General features: G+C 60.4%; 14 protein-coding genes. 8 read left to right on the top strand and 6 right to left on the bottom strand.

Annotated features, from left to right (window positions below):
* Positions 1 to 2,561 (bottom strand): response regulator (locus LJE63_16525; GenBank protein MCG6908210.1); only part of this gene is annotated, 2,561 nt, incomplete at its 3' end.
* 418 nt (positions 2,562 to 2,979) lie between these two features.
* A complete protein-coding gene (locus LJE63_16520) occupies positions 2,980 to 4,233 on the bottom strand; it encodes a PLP-dependent aminotransferase family protein (protein MCG6908209.1) in 1,254 nt (417 codons plus the stop codon).
* Between the two features lie 140 nt (positions 4,234 to 4,373).
* Here LJE63_16520 and pdxS point away from each other — a divergent pair, with 140 nt between their 5' ends.
* Positions 4,374 to 5,243, top strand: coding sequence for a pyridoxal 5'-phosphate synthase lyase subunit PdxS (gene pdxS / locus LJE63_16515; GenBank protein MCG6908208.1), 870 nt, complete (start codon positions 4,374 to 4,376; stop codon positions 5,241 to 5,243).
* A gap of 3 nt (positions 5,244 to 5,246) precedes the next feature.
* Complete coding sequence (gene pdxT, locus LJE63_16510; protein MCG6908207.1) at positions 5,247 to 5,804, top strand: pyridoxal 5'-phosphate synthase glutaminase subunit PdxT; 558 nt, start codon at positions 5,247 to 5,249, stop codon at positions 5,802 to 5,804.
* An 86-nt stretch (positions 5,805 to 5,890) separates the two neighbouring features.
* Here pdxT and LJE63_16505 read toward each other — a convergent pair whose 3' ends face one another.
* Together LJE63_16505 and LJE63_16500 are read right to left on the bottom strand one after the other, a co-directional pair.
* The gene (locus LJE63_16505) at positions 5,891 to 6,508 is read right to left on the bottom strand and encodes an NADPH-dependent 7-cyano-7-deazaguanine reductase QueF (GenBank protein MCG6908206.1); all 618 of its coding nucleotides are present in this window, start codon (positions 6,506 to 6,508) and stop codon (positions 5,891 to 5,893) included.
* Positions 6,509 to 6,602: 94 nt separating this feature from the next.
* The gene (locus LJE63_16500) at positions 6,603 to 8,156 is read right to left on the bottom strand and encodes a sigma 54-interacting transcriptional regulator (GenBank protein ID MCG6908205.1); all 1,554 of its coding nucleotides are present in this window, start codon (positions 8,154 to 8,156) and stop codon (positions 6,603 to 6,605) included.
* Positions 8,157 to 8,512: 356 nt separating this feature from the next.
* On the opposite strand from LJE63_16500, the gene LJE63_16495 reads away from it, so the two are divergent.
* The 6 genes from LJE63_16495 (at position 8,513) to LJE63_16470 (ending at position 15,892) form a co-directional block, all read left to right on the top strand.
* On the top strand, positions 8,513 to 8,791 hold the full coding sequence (locus LJE63_16495) for a hypothetical protein (protein MCG6908204.1): 279 nt from the start codon (positions 8,513 to 8,515) through the stop codon (positions 8,789 to 8,791).
* A 107-nt stretch (positions 8,792 to 8,898) separates the two neighbouring features.
* Positions 8,899 to 10,542: a fatty acid--CoA ligase gene (locus tag LJE63_16490; protein ID MCG6908203.1), complete on the top strand. Its 1,644-nt coding sequence runs from the start codon at positions 8,899 to 8,901 to the stop codon at positions 10,540 to 10,542.
* Positions 10,543 to 10,573: 31 nt separating this feature from the next.
* The gene (locus LJE63_16485; GenBank protein ID MCG6908202.1) at positions 10,574 to 12,388 is read left to right on the top strand and encodes an acyl-CoA dehydrogenase; all 1,815 of its coding nucleotides are present in this window, start codon (positions 10,574 to 10,576) and stop codon (positions 12,386 to 12,388) included.
* A 48-nt stretch (positions 12,389 to 12,436) separates the two neighbouring features.
* A complete protein-coding gene (locus LJE63_16480) occupies positions 12,437 to 13,687 on the top strand; it encodes an acetyl-CoA C-acyltransferase (protein ID MCG6908201.1) in 1,251 nt (416 codons plus the stop codon).
* 338 nt (positions 13,688 to 14,025) lie between these two features.
* Entirely contained in the window at positions 14,026 to 14,337 is a 312-nt protein-coding gene (locus LJE63_16475; GenBank protein ID MCG6908200.1) for an AF1514 family protein, read from the top strand.
* A 22-nt stretch (positions 14,338 to 14,359) separates the two neighbouring features.
* Positions 14,360 to 15,892 (top strand): TIR domain-containing protein, encoded by a 1,533-nt coding sequence (locus tag LJE63_16470; protein MCG6908199.1) that lies wholly within the window; start codon positions 14,360 to 14,362, stop codon positions 15,890 to 15,892.
* Between the two features lie 38 nt (positions 15,893 to 15,930).
* Here the strand turns inward: LJE63_16470 and LJE63_16465 are convergent, their stop codons facing one another.
* The gene (locus tag LJE63_16465) at positions 15,931 to 16,296 is read right to left on the bottom strand and encodes a hypothetical protein (protein ID MCG6908198.1); all 366 of its coding nucleotides are present in this window, start codon (positions 16,294 to 16,296) and stop codon (positions 15,931 to 15,933) included.
* Positions 16,293 to 16,669, bottom strand: a 377-nt coding sequence (locus LJE63_16460) for a hypothetical protein (protein MCG6908197.1), incomplete at its 5' end; no start/stop codon positions are given. The genes LJE63_16460 and LJE63_16465, both read right to left, overlap by 4 nt.

Raw genomic sequence — 16,669 nt, 5'->3', positions numbered from 1 at the left:
ACGGCATCGAAGCAACCGCTGCCGGCCATCTCCCAAGCCTGCTTACCCGTAGCCGCAACCTCGACTGCGATTCCCGCTTTTTCCAGGATTGCCACCGCGATTTCCTGGTTGGTGGGATTGTCTTCGGCCACCAGAATCCGGGATCCTTTGAGGCGGTTTTTGTATATCGACGCCTCGGTGGTAATCGGCTTTTCCGCCGTCACCCGTTCCTGCACCTCTTTGCCAAAAGCATCCATTACGGCATCAAACAGCGTGGACGGATATATCGGCTTGATGAGAAAGGCATTGATTCCGGTTTTCTCGGCATCCGCCTTCTCAGATTCCTTGCCGAAAGCGGTCATCAGGATGATCGGCAGCGACAGTTTCAACTCCTGACGGATTCTTCGTGAGGTTTCGATGCCATCCAAGTCGGGCAATTCGCCATCCATCATGACCAGATCGAACATTTTTTGGAGATGCTGCACTTCCTTGAGGCGCCCCAGAGCATTTTGGGCTGAAACGACCGACTCGACCCAAAACCCGTAGGAGGTCAGCAACTTTTCCATGATGTTGCGGCTATCTGCCGAGGCGTCAACCACCAGGACGTGCACGTCTTGGATATCGGTCGGCAGCACCATCTTGGGGACGTGCTCTGCCGGTTGCCGCCGGAGGGGCACGGTGAAAGAGAAGGTGCTGCCCGACCCTTTTTGGCTTTCAACCCGGATCGTTCCGTCCATCATCTCGACCAGCTGTTTGCAGATGCTCAGGCCCAGTCCGGTGCCGCCGAACTTCCGCGTCGTCGATGCATCCGCCTGGCTGAAAGGTTTAAACAGCCTTTCGATAAATTCGGGCGCCATGCCGATGCCGGTATCCTTGACGAAAAATTCAAGCTTGATCCGGTCGGGTGCTGCCGGGTCAGGCGGCATCAGCGGCGCCTTGACCCCCTGGATGACGACCCCTCCGCGGTTGGTGAATTTGGTCGCGTTGCTGAGCAGATTGGTGAGGATTTGCTGGAGCCGCAAGGAATCGCCGATCAGTGCCTGGGGAATTTGAGGGTCGACATCGACCAGCAGTTCGATTCCCTTTTCGGCGGCCTTGTGGCTGAAGGTATCGGTTACCCTGTAGAGGACTTCGTCCAAACGGAAGGGGCGGATTTCCAGATCGAGTTTACCGGCCTCGATCTTGGAGAAATCCAGAATGTCATTGACCAGTCCAAGGAGGGAGTACGCCGAGGAGTGGATGATTTTCAGGTAATGCGCCACCTTGGGGGGCAGTTTTTCGCTCAAGGCCAGGTCTGCTGCCCCAATCACCCCATTCATCGGGGTGCGGATGTCATGGCTCATATTGGCCAGGAATTCGCTCCGGGCCCGGGTGGCCGCCTCAGCCAGGGCTTTGGCTTTCTGGAGCTCCTCATTGGCAACCCGGAGCTCGACCGTGCGCTCGGCCACCCTCTTTTCTAGATCTTTATAGGCATTTTGCAGGGCCTCCTCGGCCTGTTTGCGCTGCGTGATCTCCTGGATAAAGCCTTCTATACACGTCAATTGACCGGATTGATCCCGCAGGGCGCACGCTTGAACCAGGGCCCAGATGACACTGTGGTCTTTACGGTAGAGTCGGCACTCGAAATTGGCGATTTTATCTTCTTCCTGGAACAGGCGCAGCAGTTCCTTTCTCCGATTGGCGTCCACGTGGAGCTGGCTTTCGATATCGGTCACCGTGCGGATAAGCTCTTCAGGCGAATTATATCCCAGCATCTGCGCCAGGGAGGGGCTGGCAGTAAGAAAACGACCTTGGGGGGTTGCCTGAAAAATGCCTTCCGCAGCATTTTCAAAGATACTGCGATATTTTTCCTCGGATTCAGCTAATTCCTTCTGGGCTTTTCTTCGCTCTATGATTTCCCGCTGCAATTGCCGTGTGCGGTCATCGATATACCCCGCCATTACATTGACTTCATTGATGATGGTGTTGATATCGTCCTGGGGTACGGGGGAAAGCGGGTTTTGATAGTCTCCGCCGGCGATCGCGCGGATGCCCCGTATCAATCGCTCCAGCGGTTTTTCCAAAAGGAATTTCATGATAAGGTTTGTTCCGAGAATGACCACGATGATAACGGATAAAACAAGAATGGCCATCGTGCGAATCATTCTGCTTTGGGCTTGGTTGATGCCCTCGAGAGTAAACCAGAGTTCAACGCACCCCACATAGCTCCCACCCTGCACTGCATCTTTACTTCTGCCGATTACCTTTTCCTTTTTGGGTGGAAGGCTTTCAAACACGATATCATCAGAATCCGTTTTCACCCGGACGCCCGCAAGATATTCGGCTTTAAGATATGCCTGTGAAATCTGTCCTATAGTGTCATAGTCCAAATTCCAAAGCGGAAGAGACAAAACCTCGGCGAGTTCCTCGGCAATATAAGTTGCCCTCTCGTTCAGGCTATGCTGGAGCTGCCCGGTGGAAAAGGCGTAATAGGCGCTTCCCAGGAGGGTGACGACAAAGCCGATCGTCAGCGTCAGCCCGATGATGAGGTCTCGCGATGTAGTTTTTTTTCTGAATTTGCGGAAAAAATGTATCAAAGCCAATTTTGACCGCCTCCGGCTCAGGCCGCCGGTAGGCAATACTCTTTTTTGTAGAAATTGCCAGCTACTGTCAGAATACTTTTTCGAATGGTGCGGGCGCGCTTGAAATCCAGTTTGAGAACGAAAAGGATTCGTTGGTTGGATTCGGTTCCTTGGAGGAGATTTAATTTACATTTTGAACCATTGAAGCTTCATTGGCAAGTTTTTTGACTGCTTGCCTTGCAAACGTCGTTTTACTGCCTTGAAGACATCGTTTTTTTCCAGATTTCTTTTTCAAAAGCTTCTTTTGGTTCGTTTCTTGTCCGCACAAGAAAATGAATAGCGGCCAGTGGAAATGGTTAAATCCCGGTCTTTCCCCGGGGTGCCCGTCAAAGTGCCTACACAGCCCACCGACAACCCGCCGCCACCACCGAGGGCGCACTCACAAACGATCCAGGCAGGATTTCAGATAGCCCACCCCTTCCTCGAAGTCCGCATCATCCATGTTCATGAACGAGATCCGGGCACAGTGCTTGTACTCCGGGGAAAATGAGAAGGTCCCGCCGGGCGTCCATGGCACCTGGGCCAGGGTGATGGGGTTGCGGGAGCGGATCCAGAGGTTGTTGCCCTGTTGTGGGCCGGGCGGGGAGAGGGCCGGATACCCGGTGAGAAGGGCAAGCAGCCGGCGCCGGCGTTCCGCCATGCGTTTGCGGATATCGGCAATGTGGCGATCGAACGCGCCGCAGCGCACAAATTCCCGGAAAAACTTCTGGAGAAGGCCGTTGGCGCCCACGTCCGAGGTGTATTTTTCATAGAGAAATTTGTCGAAGAACGGCCCGGGGACCACCATGAAGCCCAAGCGAAGGCCGGGGGCCGTGGCCTGGGAAAGGGATTTGATGTGAAGGGTCCGTTCGGGCAGTAAATCGACAAAGCGCGGCCCCGGGGCCTCCTGGAACTCCCCAAGATAATCGTCTTCGATAATGAAAAAATCATGGGCCCGGGCCAGACGGCAGACGGCTTTCTTTTTCTCCGAGCTGTAGGTTATGCCCGTGGGATTGTGGATGGACGGCATGGTGTAGAAGAGGCGGCTGGGAGCGGCCAGGGCCGCTTCCAGTTTTTCCAGGTCCGGTCCGTCGGCTGCAAGGGGGACGAAGCGCCGGGCCCGAAACCGTGAGATGGCGCCCGGATAGGTGGGATCCTCGAAAAGAATGTCCTCCGGAGTGCGCGTGGCAAAGACCTTGGCGATGAGATCCAGCCCCTGCTGGGCCCCGGAGAGAACGATCATCTGGCGGGTTGGCAGGTGATAAAACCGTCCCAGTTCGGCCAAAAAGGAGGGCTCGCCGGCCACATCCGGCAGAGAGAAGGCCGCACCCTTTTCGACTTCCAGGAGGTCGCGAAAGATCTCACTGGCGATGGCGTGGGGGAAAAATCGCTCGCTCAGGTATGAACTACGAAAGTCAAAGACTTCACCCGGCTGTCTAATCCTTTCAGGGAACCGGACAAAGGAGCCGCTGCCCACCCGGTTCTCCAGATACCCCTCCTGCTTGAGCCGTTCAAAGGCCTTCTGAACCGTCAGCTTGTTGCAGCCGAACTCAGCCGCCATGGCCCGCATGGAGGGGATCTTCTGACCGGGGGTGTAAACGCCGGCCTCGATCCGATGAACGATTTCTTCAGCGATGGCATGATATTTTAACATTGAACGATGTTTGCCCCTTGACAGTAATAGTACAATTCTATTAATGTACTAACTCGAAGTGGAATTGCGGGCAGTTAAAGTGCGCAATTCTTCTCTACCACAGCGCTGCCGCAAGGGCAAAACATAGGAAAGGAGAGGCGATGCGCCGGGAAAAGGTCAACAAGGGGTTTGCCGAGATGTTCAAAAACGGGGTGATCATGGACGTGACCAACTCCGAAGAGGCGAAGATTGCCGAAGACGCCGGGGCCTGCGCCGTCATGGCCCTGGAGCGCGTGCCGGCGGACATCCGCAAGGACGGTCAGGTGGCCCGGATGAGCGACCCAGCGATGGTGGAAAAGATCATGGAAGCCGTCACCATCCCGGTAATGGCCAAGGTCCGCATAGGCCATTTTATGGAGGCGCGCATCCTGGAAGCCCTCGGGGTGGATTTCATTGACGAAAGCGAGGTGCTCACCCCGGCCGACCCATCCCGCCACGTGGACAAGCGGGCTTTTTCCGTGCCCTTTGTCTGCGGCTGCCGGAACCTGGGGGAGGCCCTCCGGCGGATCCACGAAGGGGCTGCCATGCTCCGGACAAAGGGCGAGGCCGGCACCGGCAACATCATCGAGGCGGTCCGCCACATGCGCGCGGTGAATGAAGAGATTCTGGCCCTTCAACGGATGGACGAGGACGCCCTGGAGGAGAAGGCGGCAGCCTGCCGCGTGCCCGTGGCACTGGTGCGGGAAACGCGGGAGCTGGGCCGCCTGCCGGTGGTCAATTTCGCTGCCGGTGGCGTGGCCACCCCGGCTGATGCCGCCCTGATGATGGCCATGGGCACAGACGGCATCTTCGTGGGCTCCGGCATCTTCAAGAGCGAGTTGCCGGCCCGCATGGCCGATGCCATCGTCCAGGCGGTGATCCACTACCAGGACCCGGCGCGGTTGGTGTCCATCTCCAAAAACCTCGGAGCGGCCATGGCCGGCTTGGAGATTAACTCCCTGCCGATCCTGATGGCCGAGCGGGGCGTCTGACCCATGGTGGTGGGACTGCTGGGGCTCCAAGGAGCCTTCCGCGACCACATCCGGCCCTTTTCCCGGTTGGGGGCCCGCTGCCGGGTGGTCCGAAGCCGGCGCGACCTGTCCGGCATCGACCGCATCCTTCTGCCGGGCGGCGAAAGCACGGTGATGACGAAATTTCTGGAAGCCTACGGCATGCGGGCCCCGCTGCGGGAGATGGTTTTGGCAGGGATGCCCACATGGGGCATCTGCGCGGGCAGCATCCTGATGGCGGAGACGGTCGACGGAGCGCCAGGGGCCTTTGGTGTCATGGCCGTTTCCGTCTCCCGCAACGCTTACGGCCGGCAGCTGGCCAGCGCCGAACATGAAATCGCCGTGCCGGCCCTGAAGCGGGAGCGCTTCCCGGCCATTTTCATCCGGGCGCCAAGGATCACCGCCGCTGCAGACAACATCAGGGTGCTCGCCCGGCTTGCCGGCGATCCGGTCTTTCTCCAACGCGCCAACCGCATGATGACCACCTTTCACCCCGAACTGACCAACGACCCGGTCTTCCACGAGTATTTCCTGGCCCTGTAGAAAGACAACCGGCCCGGGCCCTGGCATATACTCCTCCCCCCCCCATGCTTGGGCCCGGCAGGAACAGGCGGGCTGGGGAAGAAATCTTACTGACGCGCCAGGCGCCGGTTGGGAAAGGTTTCAGGCCGACTGCCCCTACAGGGGTTGATGTCCAGCCCCCCGCGGCGGGTAAACCGCCCCACCACGGTTAAGAAATCCGGCGCCAGACGCTCCATGAGATGCGTGTAAAGGGTTTCCACGCAGTTCTCGTTGTAGCCCGTGTGGTTTCGATAGGAGACGAGGTAGGCCAAAAGCGAGGCTTCATCAATCTTCTGGTCTGAGTAAGTGGTTTCCACCGTGGCCCATTCGGGTTGGCAGGTTACCGGGCAGTTGGTGCGAAGAAGGCGGGAGTGAAGCGTCTCCTTTTTCATCCCACCGTTCCCGTGCTTCAGCAGCGAAGCATCCACATCGTACACAAACGATTCCACTTCATGGTGATCAATGCAGCGCCCCTTCGCCTTGCAGACCTTGAGGGACTCGGTGTCGTCAAAACCGAATAGCGTCAACTTCACCTCGCCTTTCGCTGCTCGGGAAATATCGGCCGTCAGGGTCTCCGCTACCTTTTCAACTTCATCGAAGGGGGTCATGTTGAAGGAGTTGAGATAGAGTTTCAATGATTTGGATTCCACGATGCAGCGGCTTGCGGCCGGCGGCATCCATGCCATGGGACGTTCGCGCTGACCGTCGCCCTGGGCCCTTAGCCCCCCCTGCCGGAGTCATCAGTCGAGATAATGGGTTGAAATCGCGCCGGCTGGGAGCCTATCCCTTCGGTTGGGCTGCGGCCCTGCGCCCAAAGGGAACACCCAGCTTCGTCATCCGCTTGCGGAGGGTGGAGGGCTTGATGCCCAGCAGGCGCGCCGCCCCCCGCTGCCCCTCCACCCGGCCGTCGCAAAGGGTCAAGACCCGCCGAATATGGCGGGCCATGACATCGTCCAGCCCCAGCACCTCATCCGATCCTGGGGTTGCCGGATGCCCGCCCCCCGGGGATTTTCGCACCAGACGGGAACCGATTTCCTTGAAAAAGAGCCGGTCGCCCGGGTTCAGGATCAGGGAGCGCTCGACCGCGTTCTCCAGCTCCCGGACGTTGCCCGGCCAGTGGTAGGCCATCAGGCGCTCAATTGCCTCCGGGGTGGGCGCGGGCACCACCGCCCGCTTCATCTCCCGGGATTTCTTCAGGATAAAATGCTGGACGAGGGCGGGAATATCGGTCTTGCGCTCCCTCAGGGGGGGAAGGACGATGGGAAACACCCGCAGTCGGAAATAGAGGTCGTGCCGGAACTTTCTCTGCGCCATCATCTCCTCCAGATCGCGGTGGGTGGCCGCGATGACCCGGATGTCGACCTTGACCGGAAAGCTCCCCCCGATCCGGTCGATCTCCTTTTCCTGGAGCACTCGCAGGAGCCGCACCTGGGCCTCGGCCGGCAGCTCTCCGATCTCGTCGAGGAAGAGGGTTCCGCCGTGGGCCCGCTCGATGCGCCCCCGCTTCTGGGACAGGGCACCGGTGAAGGCCCCTTTTTCGTAGCCGAACAGTTCGCTGTCCAGGAGGGTTTCGGGGATGGCCCCACAGTTGACCGTGATGAAGGGGCCATCCTTGCGGGAGGAGGACTTGTGGATGGCGCCTGCGATGACCTCCTTACCCGTCCCGGTCTCGCCGAGAAGCAGGACGGGGCTGTCCAGCGGCGCCACCTGGCGAACCAGATCCATCACCCCTTTCAGGCCGAAATCGGCCCCGACCACATCCTCTCCCGCAAGCCGCCGGAGTTCGTCCTGGAGGTAGCGGTTGTCGTCCGCCAGGAGATCCCGCAGGTTCATCAGTTCCCGGTACCGCATACTGTTGGTGAGGGCCACGGCGCAGGGCTCGTTGAGCAGGCTGAGCAGCCGGACGTGGTGGGTGTTGAATTTTTCCCTGCCGGTGTTGAACACCGAAAACACCCCCAGCATCTGCCGTTCGAGAACCAGGTCCATGACCACCCCCGAGAGGTCGAGGGCCCCCAGCCGCCCCGCCACCGGGCGCGTCACCGGGTCGTCCCCCAGGCGGTCGATGACCCGCACCCGGATGGAGCGCTGGGCCTCCACCTGCTGCCGGCCCCGGGACGAGAGCGGGCTCCGAATGGCCATGGCTTGGCCGCCCGCGGGCGTCGCGTGGGCGACGGTCTCGACGATGCCCTCCTGCCGGTGGTAGACGTGGAAGCTCATCTGCCCGGCCGGCATGAACTCTCGGATATACATCAGGCTCTGCCAGAGCGCCTTTTCGATCTCCAGACTGCCGCAGATTCTCAGGGTCGCCTCCCGGAAAAACTCTTTTTCATCCATTCCCATCTCTCCTGTCCAAAGGAGCCGGGCAGTCGCCACCATCGCCCGTAAGCAATTCCAGCTGCACCATAGTGCGGTTGATCTCGAAACCTGAATATAGCGCAGTTTTTCTCTCCCATGGTACAGAAAAAAGCATTCCCCCGCCCCGCCCGTTGGTTTTCTTTGGGGATCATCGTTGCCGGTTCCGAAAAAGGTTTAGGGTGCGACTTGAGAATCCCGTGGAAATTTGAACACTTAAAGTTTTCGGCAGTGAGGAGGGATAAAGCATAGCGCAGATATCGGACTTTTCGCGGAACCGTCATTCTCCGGCACGCTTCATGCTCCGGAACCTGCCAACAGACAGCCGGGATGGACTGATGGCCTGGATTGAGATTATCAAAATACGAATGGGCGGCGCCGGGGATCGCGAACTCGACCCGGGTTTCCTCCAACGAATTGAGGAGAGCCTGAAGGCGCCGTCGCTGGCGGAAGCCAGGGTCTACAAAAACATCTCCGTGTCCAACGATCTGGTGATCGTCCTGACGTGGCTCAAGGAGATCCCCGCCCCCTGGGGGAGCGACCTGGCCAGCGGCCTCACCCAGGAATTGAAGCGCTACGGCCTGGTGGATTACTCCGCATGGGCCGGCCTGGACTGAGTCCCCCGAAACGCCATCCCCGGAGAGAAACGAGCGAAAAACGGCCAGCGGCCGTGCACCCATAACACGAGACCTGAAATAGCCACGAAACCAGAAGGGGGAACGTCATGACGGAAAAGATCTATCAACCCGGAGAGCCCTACGACTATCCGCTGATCATCAAAAAACTGCTCAACACCCCCCTGATCTACGCGCCGGATCAGGAGATCGTCTACAGGGACAAACTGCGCTACACCTACAGGGACCTGAACCAACGCATCCATCGCCTGGCAAACGGGCTGACGCAGCACGGCATCGGAGCGGGCGACACGGTGGCGGTCTTCGATTACGACAGCAACCGCTTTCTCGAGGCCTTTTTCGCCGTTCCCATGATGGGGGCGGTGCTTCAGATGGTCAACTGGCGGCTCTCCGCAGGGCAGATCCAGTACACCTTAAACCATGCCGAAGCCAAGATCATCCTCATCAACGCCGACTTTCTGCCCATCCTGGAATCCATCCGGGAAAAACTGGAAACGGTTCAGAAGATCGTGGTCATCACCGAAACCGGCGGGGTTCCGCAGACCGCCCTTACCATCGACGGCGCCTACGAGGAGATGATCTCCGGCGCCGCGCCGACATATGACTTTCCCGATCTGGACGAGAACACCAAGGCCACGACCTTCTACACCACCGGCACCACGGGCGACCCCAAGGGTGTCCACTTCACCCACCGCCAGCTGGTGCTCCACACCTTCGCCGTGGCGCTCGCCCTGGGTGCCTACGACTTCATCGGTCGCTTCCGCTCCGACGACGTTTACATGCCCATCACCCCGATGTTCCATGTCCATGCCTGGGGTCTGCCCTACATTGCCACCCTTTTAGGTGTCAAACAGGTCTATCCGGGAAAATACGAGCCCGAAATGCTCCTGAAGCTGATCGTGACCGAAAAGGTCACCTTCTCCCACTGCGTGCCAACCATTCTCCAGATGATCCTCACGAGTCCCAAAGCGAAACAATACGATCTGTCTCAGTGGAAGGTGATCATCGGCGGCGCGAAGCTGCCCAAGGGCCAGGCCAAGCTGGCCAAGAGCATGGGCATCACCGTCTATACGGGATACGGCATGTCGGAAACCTGCCCGATCATCAGCCTCTCCGTGCCGAAACGCAATATGGCGGACTGGGATGAGGACAGCCTGATGGAGGTCGTCATCAAAACCGGTCTTCCCGTTCCCCTGGTGGAGTTCGAGGTGGTGGACGCCGACGACAAGCCGCTGCCCCATGACGGCATGTCCACGGGAGAGGTGGTCTTTCGTGCCCCATGGCTCACCAAAAGCTATTTCAAGGCCCCGGATCGTTCCAAGGAGCTTTGGCAGAACGGATGGCTCCACAGCGGTGACGTGGGCCACATCAACGAGGACGGGTATCTCCAGATCACCGACCGCGTCAAGGACGTGATCAAAAGCGGCGGCGAGTGGGTCTCCTCCCTGGATCTGGAAAACCTGTTGAGCCAGCATGAGGCAGTGCTGGAATCGGCGGCCATCGGGGTGCCCGACGAGAAATGGGGCGAGCGGCCGATGATGATCGTGGTGCTGAAGCCCGAATTCAACGGCAAGGTTACCGCCGAGGACCTCAAGCGGCACATGAAGCAGGCGGCCCAGGACGGGAAGCTGCCCAAATACGGCGTCCCCGACCGATACGAGTTCGCGGAGGAGATCGCCAAGACGAGTGTCGGCAAGCTGGACAAGAAGCTGATGCGCCAAGTCTATCGATAATCGAAAACCCCTTTCATAAACGGAGAACCCCATGGCACAAGTGATTATGGACAGAAGAGATGTGGATTTTATCCTTCACGAACAACTGGAGGTTGAAAAGCTCTCGGAACACGAAAAATTCGAGGAGTTCAACCGCAAGACGGTGGACCTCATCGTCTCCGAGGCCAAGAACCTGGCCGTCAAGGAGATGCTCCCGGCCCTGAAGATCGGGGACGAGGAGGGCTGCACCTTCGATAAGGGCCAGGTCCGGGTCCCGGAGGCCTTTCACAAGATTCACCGGCTCTTCACCGAAGGCGGCTGGATCGCCATGTGCGACGCCCCCGAATGGGGCGGGCAGGGCATGCCCGCCACGGTGGCCCTGGCCGCGAAGAACTACTTCAACGGCGCCAACTTCCCCTGCACCCTGAACTACATCCTCAACCACGGGGCCGGGAAACTGGTGGAGACCTTCGGCACCGAAAAGCAGAAGAAGCTCTTCCTCAAAAAGATGTATGGCGGCGCGTGGGGCGGCACGATGCTCCTCACCGAGCCCCAGGCGGGCTCCGATGTCGGCGCCCTCACCACCACGGCCGTCCAGAACGAGGACGGCACCTATTCCATCACCGGCAGCAAAATCTTCATCTCCAGCGGCGAGAACGATCTGGCGGAGAACATCATTCACCCCGTCCTGGCCCGCATCGAGGGCGCCCCGGCGGGCACATCGGGCATTTCCCTCTTTCTGGTGCCCAAGATCTGGGTCAACGACGACGGCAGCCTCGGCGAGTTCAACGACGTGGTCTGCACTGGCATCGAACACAAGATGGGCATCCACGGCAGCGCCACCTGCTCCCTGACCCTGGGCGGCAAGGGGCAGTGCCGGGGAACCCTCCTGGGCGAGATCAACAAGGGCATGCGGGCCATGTTCGTCATGATGAACGAGGCCCGCCTGGACGTGGGGATGCAGTCCCTGGGATGCGCCTCCGCCTCCTTCATGAACGCTCTCAACTACGCCCGGGAACGGGTTCAGGGCAGGCACCTGACGGCTGCGGGCAAGGACGCCCCGCCGGTGCCCCTCATCCAGCACCCGGACGTCCGCCGCATGCTCCTGACGATGAAGTCCATCACCGAGGGCATGCGGAGCATCGTCTACTACACCGGCTACTGCGAGGACATGATCCGGATCAGCGCCAACGCGGCCGATAAGGCCCGCTGGCAGGGACTCATCGATGTCATGATCCCCATCACCAAGGGCTATGTCTCCGACCGGGCCTTCGACGTCTGCAACCTGGGGGTTCAGATGTTCGGCGGCTACGGCTACACCAAGGAATATCCCCAGGAGCAGCTCCTGCGGGACTGCAAGATCACCCACATCTACGAGGGCACCAACGGCATCCAGGCCATGGACCTGCTGGGAAGAAAGCTGGGTCTCAACCAGGGCCAGTCCTTCCGGGACCTCTTAGATGAGATGCGCAAGACCGCCGCCGACGCCAAGGCGGTTCCCGACGTCGCAGCTCTGGCCGACGCCCTGGAAAGCCTCATTGCCAGGTTGGAAGAGGCGGCGCTGCACATGGTCCAGGCACTCCGGTCCGAGAAGATGCTGACCGCCTATGCCGCCGCCTACCCCTTCATGGAGGTCACCGGCGATGCGGTCATGGCCTGGATGCTCCTGTGGCGGGCGAATATCGCCGGCCGGAAGCTGGCCGAGGGGGCCAAGAAAAAGGACGCCGCCTTCTATCAAGGGCAGATCATGAGCGCCCGCTTCTTTATCAACAACTTCATCCCGGTCACCCTGGGAAAAATCAGCGCCATCCTGGCAGACGACGGCACGGTGGTGGAAATCCCCGAGGACGCCTTCGGAGGGAAGTAGGGGTCGGGCCGCCACCTGCGGCCCTGCAAAATGATCAAGGAGGGCATCATGAAAGAGGTGGTTATCGTTTCCGCCTGCCGGACGGCCATCGGCGCCTTCGGCGGATCGCTGAAAGACCTGAACGGCGCGACCCTTGCGAGCATCGTCATGCAGGGGGCCGTCAGCCGGGCCGGGATCGACCCGGGCATCATCGACGACGTCCGCTTCGGCTGCTGCCTGGAGCACTACGACACGCTCAACACGACCCGCGTGGCCGCGCTGCTGGCCGGCATTCCGGATAATATCACCGCCGTCACCATCAACCGGGTCTGCATCTCCGGGATGGAGGCGGTCCTCTCGGGGATGGCCATGATCCAGGCCGGCATGGCCGAGGTGATCCTCGCCGGCGGCGTGGAGCAAATGTCTGGCGTGCCCTACGCCGTCCCCAACGCCCGCTGGGGCTGCCGGCTGCAGGACGGCGTCTTTGTCGACCCCATGATCCACGCCCTGCATTGCGGCTCCCACATCATCCCCTTTTCCGAGGACGCGCCCGTGGACACCAGTCAGGTTCCGGCCAGCCTCTTCCTGGGAAAGCCCTACATCATGGGCCATACGGCGGAGTTCATCGCCCAGCGCCTGGGCATCAGCCGGGAGGAGATGGACGAGGTGGCCCTGCGCAGCCACAACAACGCGGAGCGGGCCACGCGGGAGGGCGCCTTCCGGGAGGAGATCGTTCCGGTGTCGGTGCCCCAGCGCAAAAAAGATCCCCTGATCTTCGACAAGGACGAGCATTTCCGCCCCGGCATCACCTTGGAGCAGCTCCGGAAGCTGCCGCCGGCCTTTGTCCCCAAGACCGGCAAGGTGACCGCCGGAAATGCCAGCGGCATCAACGACGGCTCCTCGGCCATGGTCATCATGTCGGCGGAAAAGGCCAGGGCCCTGGGGCTCGCCCCCATCGCCCGGATCAAGGCGGTGGGAAGGGGGGCCTGCCATCCCGCGCTGATGGGGCTCTCCCCGGTGCCGGCGGTGAAGGATCTGCTGGCCCGAAGCGGACTTGCCATCGGCGATTTCGAACTCATCGAGGTCAATGAGGCCTTCGCGGCCCAGTACCTCGGCTGCGAGCGGGAACTCGGCCTCAACCGGGAGATCACCAACGTCAACGGCTCGGGCATCGGCCTGGGCCACCCCATCGGCTCCACTGGCTCCCGGATCATGGTCACCCTGCTGCACGCCATGAAGAAGAGGGGAAAAAGCCTGGGGCTCGCCACCCTCTGCGGCGGCGGCGGGGTTTCCATGGCCTGCGCCCTGGAGATGATCTAGCCCCCGGACAGCGGTGGGTACCCCGCCAAGTCCGGGGGCATCCACCGCTGCCCGCTCCTTTGCCCCGATTTTCCGCCTGCCCTCTGCTTCATCTCGACGGTTTCCGGCAATCGCCGGCGCTTCAAAAAGCCGGAGTAACCGCACGCGACCGAAACCGACCCCACACGCCGCTCGGCAGGAAACATCGGCTTGACACCCAACATGGGCGCTCGGTATGGTTTCGCTGTCCTCCGGGATACACCCAGACCCGGCTACCGTCAGAGCAGCCGAGGGGAGGGGACGCCGGGAGAGGGTGAAGAGCCCGGTCTACTGCAGCTTTCCAGAACGGGAGGGATGTTATGGTAAGGATTGGAACCGGGACGGACACGGGTGCCAAGGAAGAGGTCTACCTGCGGGTCGAGAAGGCCGGCCTCGATTTGGAAGCCGCCAAGGAGCTGGCCAAGCGCAAGGCAAGGGAGATCTGCGCCGAATCGATGCTGCTTTCCTGGAACAACGCCGAAACCGGAGAATTCTACCCGAAAACCGAATGCGGCCGTGGCGACCGACCCCCATGGGTGGTTTATGCCGAGGCCCGGGGCGCCGACCTGGTCATCGACGTCAATGACGGGCAGTACACCTTCATGTTCCTCAAACTTGCCCGGGGCGCCTGAATTCAGAGGAGAACTCTCGAAGGTGAAACGCGGTCCTCTCAAGGTTTTCTATTCCTACGCCCACCAGGACGAAAAGGCGCGGGACATGTTGGATCAACACCTGGAACTGCTGTCCCGGCGCAATCTGATTCTGCGCTGGCATGACCGACACATCGTTCCGGGGAGCGAATGGAACAGCGCCATCCAGGAGGCGCTGGACAGTGCCGACATCATTCTGCTCCTCGTCAGCAAATCCTTCATGGCATCCCGCTACGTTAAGGAGGAAGAGATCCCGGCCGCCATGCGCGAGCATGAGGCCGGACGCGCCCGTGTGGTGCCGGTGCTGTTGGAGAATGTGCCGGGCTGGCGCAAGGCCCCCTTCGCCCGGCTGGAGCTGCTGCCGACCAAGGGGCGCGCGGTATCGCAATGGCGCGACCCCGTCGCCGCCTTCGCCGACGTGGCCCGGGGGATCGGCCGGGTTGCCAAGGACATCATCGTGGCGGGCGGCGGGCCGTTCGCGTTCGGCGCCCATGAATTCACGGAGGCCGAACTCAGCGGCCTTGGCCCAGGGGTGCGGAAGCGCTGTGCAGAGGGGCTCGGGCGTCTCCGTTCAGCGCTGAATGATCAGGTTCCCCCCCGGCGCTACGAAGGCAACCTGCTGGTGGCTAACTGGTCGCTTCGCAAATTCGGGGCTTTGGCGGAGGAAAGGCGATTGCCCGAGGCGCTCTACTACATGGCCCAGGTGATCAGCGCCTTTGACCTGGTGGCGCTGCAGGAGGTGGACCGGCAGCTGGATCAGCTGGAAACCCTGCTGGACATCCTGGGGCCGGATTGGGGTTATCTGGTCACGGACGTGGCCCCCGGGGCCTGGGGCAACAACGAGCGTTTTGCCATCCTCTACTATCAGCCGCGGGTGGAGTTTCGCCACTTCAGCAGCAACCTGGTCATGCCGCCGGAGCGCAGTGGAGAGGGGGAGATTCAGCCGGCCGAACAGTTGGCGCGGCCGCCGCTGCTGGCGGCTTTTCGCTCCGGAGACTGGGAATTTCAGGTCTGCACCACCCACATCGTCTGGGCTGGGAGCGCCCGGGGTGGCGATGCCTTGCCCAGACGTCTGCGTGAGGTGCGCAATCTGGGGCGATACCTGCTGGCCCGGGCACGCCACGACCAGACCGATCTGCTGCTGATGGGCGATTTTCAGCTGGAACGGCCCGGCAGCCCGATCCACCAGGCGTTGCTCGAGGGCGGGGTGCAACTGCCGGATCCCGTGTTGCTGCCGGCCCACGTGGTGCCGGGTCGATATTACGGCCTGATTGGTTTCGTGTCATCGGCGCGTGAGATGCCATTGGCCGATGGCGCTCCGACCGCCGGTGTGGTGCAGCTCTACGAGCACGTTTTGCGGGATGAAGATCTCTCCCGCTTCGCTCGCACCGCAGCCTATCGCGCGGCGCAGCCGGCGACCAAGGTTAAATCAGGCCTTCGCAAACCGGCAGAGCGCCTCAGAGCCTACCAGCGCTGGCGGACCTACCAGATGTCTGACCACTTGCCGCTTTGGGTCGCGTTGTTACTTCCGGTTTAACCCGAATTCTTTCGTTCTAACCGAAGCGGCGCGGGTCTTCAAAAGTGCTTGCGCCGCGCCAAGCGGCGCGCGTTTGCTGTTGCCTTGCGATGCAGTGGGATCAGAATTTTTCGGCCTGAGCGCCACGGGTTGAATGTGCCCGACCATACCCCGAAAGCCGCACGCTGCAATGCCGCAGTAACCTCCATGGCTGCTGTAATCTTCTCGGTGATCATCCGTTCGCCTTCGGCGTTCAAGCGCCGGTCGGGATTTGGCCAACTTGCCACCCAGTAGCAATTCCGGAGCATGATCGTCGTTACAGCCGCCGTTCCAAGCTCGGCCGCCATCATGCTCAGGCGCCAGGCATCTACAGCGAAATTTTTCGCAGCTGAAATATTGCCAGTCATATCTGAAAAGTTTCTCATCGGATGATTCTACCTCCAATTGGACAAAGAAATAAAGCTGCAACCTGTGAAAAGTCTGAGGCTGGCTGCTCCCGCAACCCAGGATAGCGAAAAAGAGATTCCTCTTCCCAAAATCTCCTGCCCGGTCTTTCCTTGAATTGATTCAAACGGCCAGCACCCTGTTTACGCACTAATAGAAACGAACGAAGATGCTGTCTATTAGACTTTGGTCCAATGGACAGGGTTCCGAACCCGGCATATTTTTTAAAAAACTTGATTCTAAGAGGGGGTTCCCTTAGTCCATCACTGCCATCCATTGACTGGTGGCGCGGGCGATGTGGTTTGTGCTTGCGAACGGGGGGTTTAGCAACCGAGGAAAGACCCAAAGGAAAGA

Source organism: Desulfobacteraceae bacterium (assembly GCA_022340425.1).
Taxonomy (GTDB): Bacteria; Desulfobacterota; Desulfobacteria; order Desulfobacterales; family JAABRJ01; genus JAABRJ01.
The sequence above is the reverse complement of the archived record's forward strand: the minus strand, read 5'-3'. Positions and strand labels throughout refer to the sequence as shown.

What these genes read in the sequence shown, in the direction of transcription:
- LJE63_16480 (MCG6908201.1), top strand. Translation starts at nt 12,437, where the DNA reads ATGAAAGAGGTGGTTATCGTTTCCGCCTGCCGGACGGCCATCGGCGCC.
- pdxS (MCG6908208.1), top strand. Translation starts at nt 4,374, where the DNA reads ATGCGCCGGGAAAAGGTCAACAAGGGGTTTGCCGAGATGTTCAAAAAC.
- pdxT (MCG6908207.1), top strand. Translation starts at nt 5,247, where the DNA reads ATGGTGGTGGGACTGCTGGGGCTCCAAGGAGCCTTCCGCGACCACATC.
- LJE63_16465 (MCG6908198.1), bottom strand. Translation starts at nt 16,296, where the DNA reads ATGAGAAACTTTTCAGATATGACTGGCAATATTTCAGCTGCGAAAAAT.
- LJE63_16505 (MCG6908206.1), bottom strand. Translation starts at nt 6,508, where the DNA reads ATGGCATGGATGCCGCCGGCCGCAAGCCGCTGCATCGTGGAATCCAAA.
- LJE63_16495 (MCG6908204.1), top strand. Translation starts at nt 8,513, where the DNA reads ATGGCCTGGATTGAGATTATCAAAATACGAATGGGCGGCGCCGGGGAT.
- LJE63_16485 (MCG6908202.1), top strand. Translation starts at nt 10,574, where the DNA reads ATGGCACAAGTGATTATGGACAGAAGAGATGTGGATTTTATCCTTCAC.
- LJE63_16490 (MCG6908203.1), top strand. Translation starts at nt 8,899, where the DNA reads ATGACGGAAAAGATCTATCAACCCGGAGAGCCCTACGACTATCCGCTG.
- LJE63_16500 (MCG6908205.1), bottom strand. Translation starts at nt 8,156, where the DNA reads ATGGATGAAAAAGAGTTTTTCCGGGAGGCGACCCTGAGAATCTGCGGC.
- LJE63_16520 (MCG6908209.1), bottom strand. Translation starts at nt 4,233, where the DNA reads ATGTTAAAATATCATGCCATCGCTGAAGAAATCGTTCATCGGATCGAG.
- LJE63_16475 (MCG6908200.1), top strand. Translation starts at nt 14,026, where the DNA reads ATGGTAAGGATTGGAACCGGGACGGACACGGGTGCCAAGGAAGAGGTC.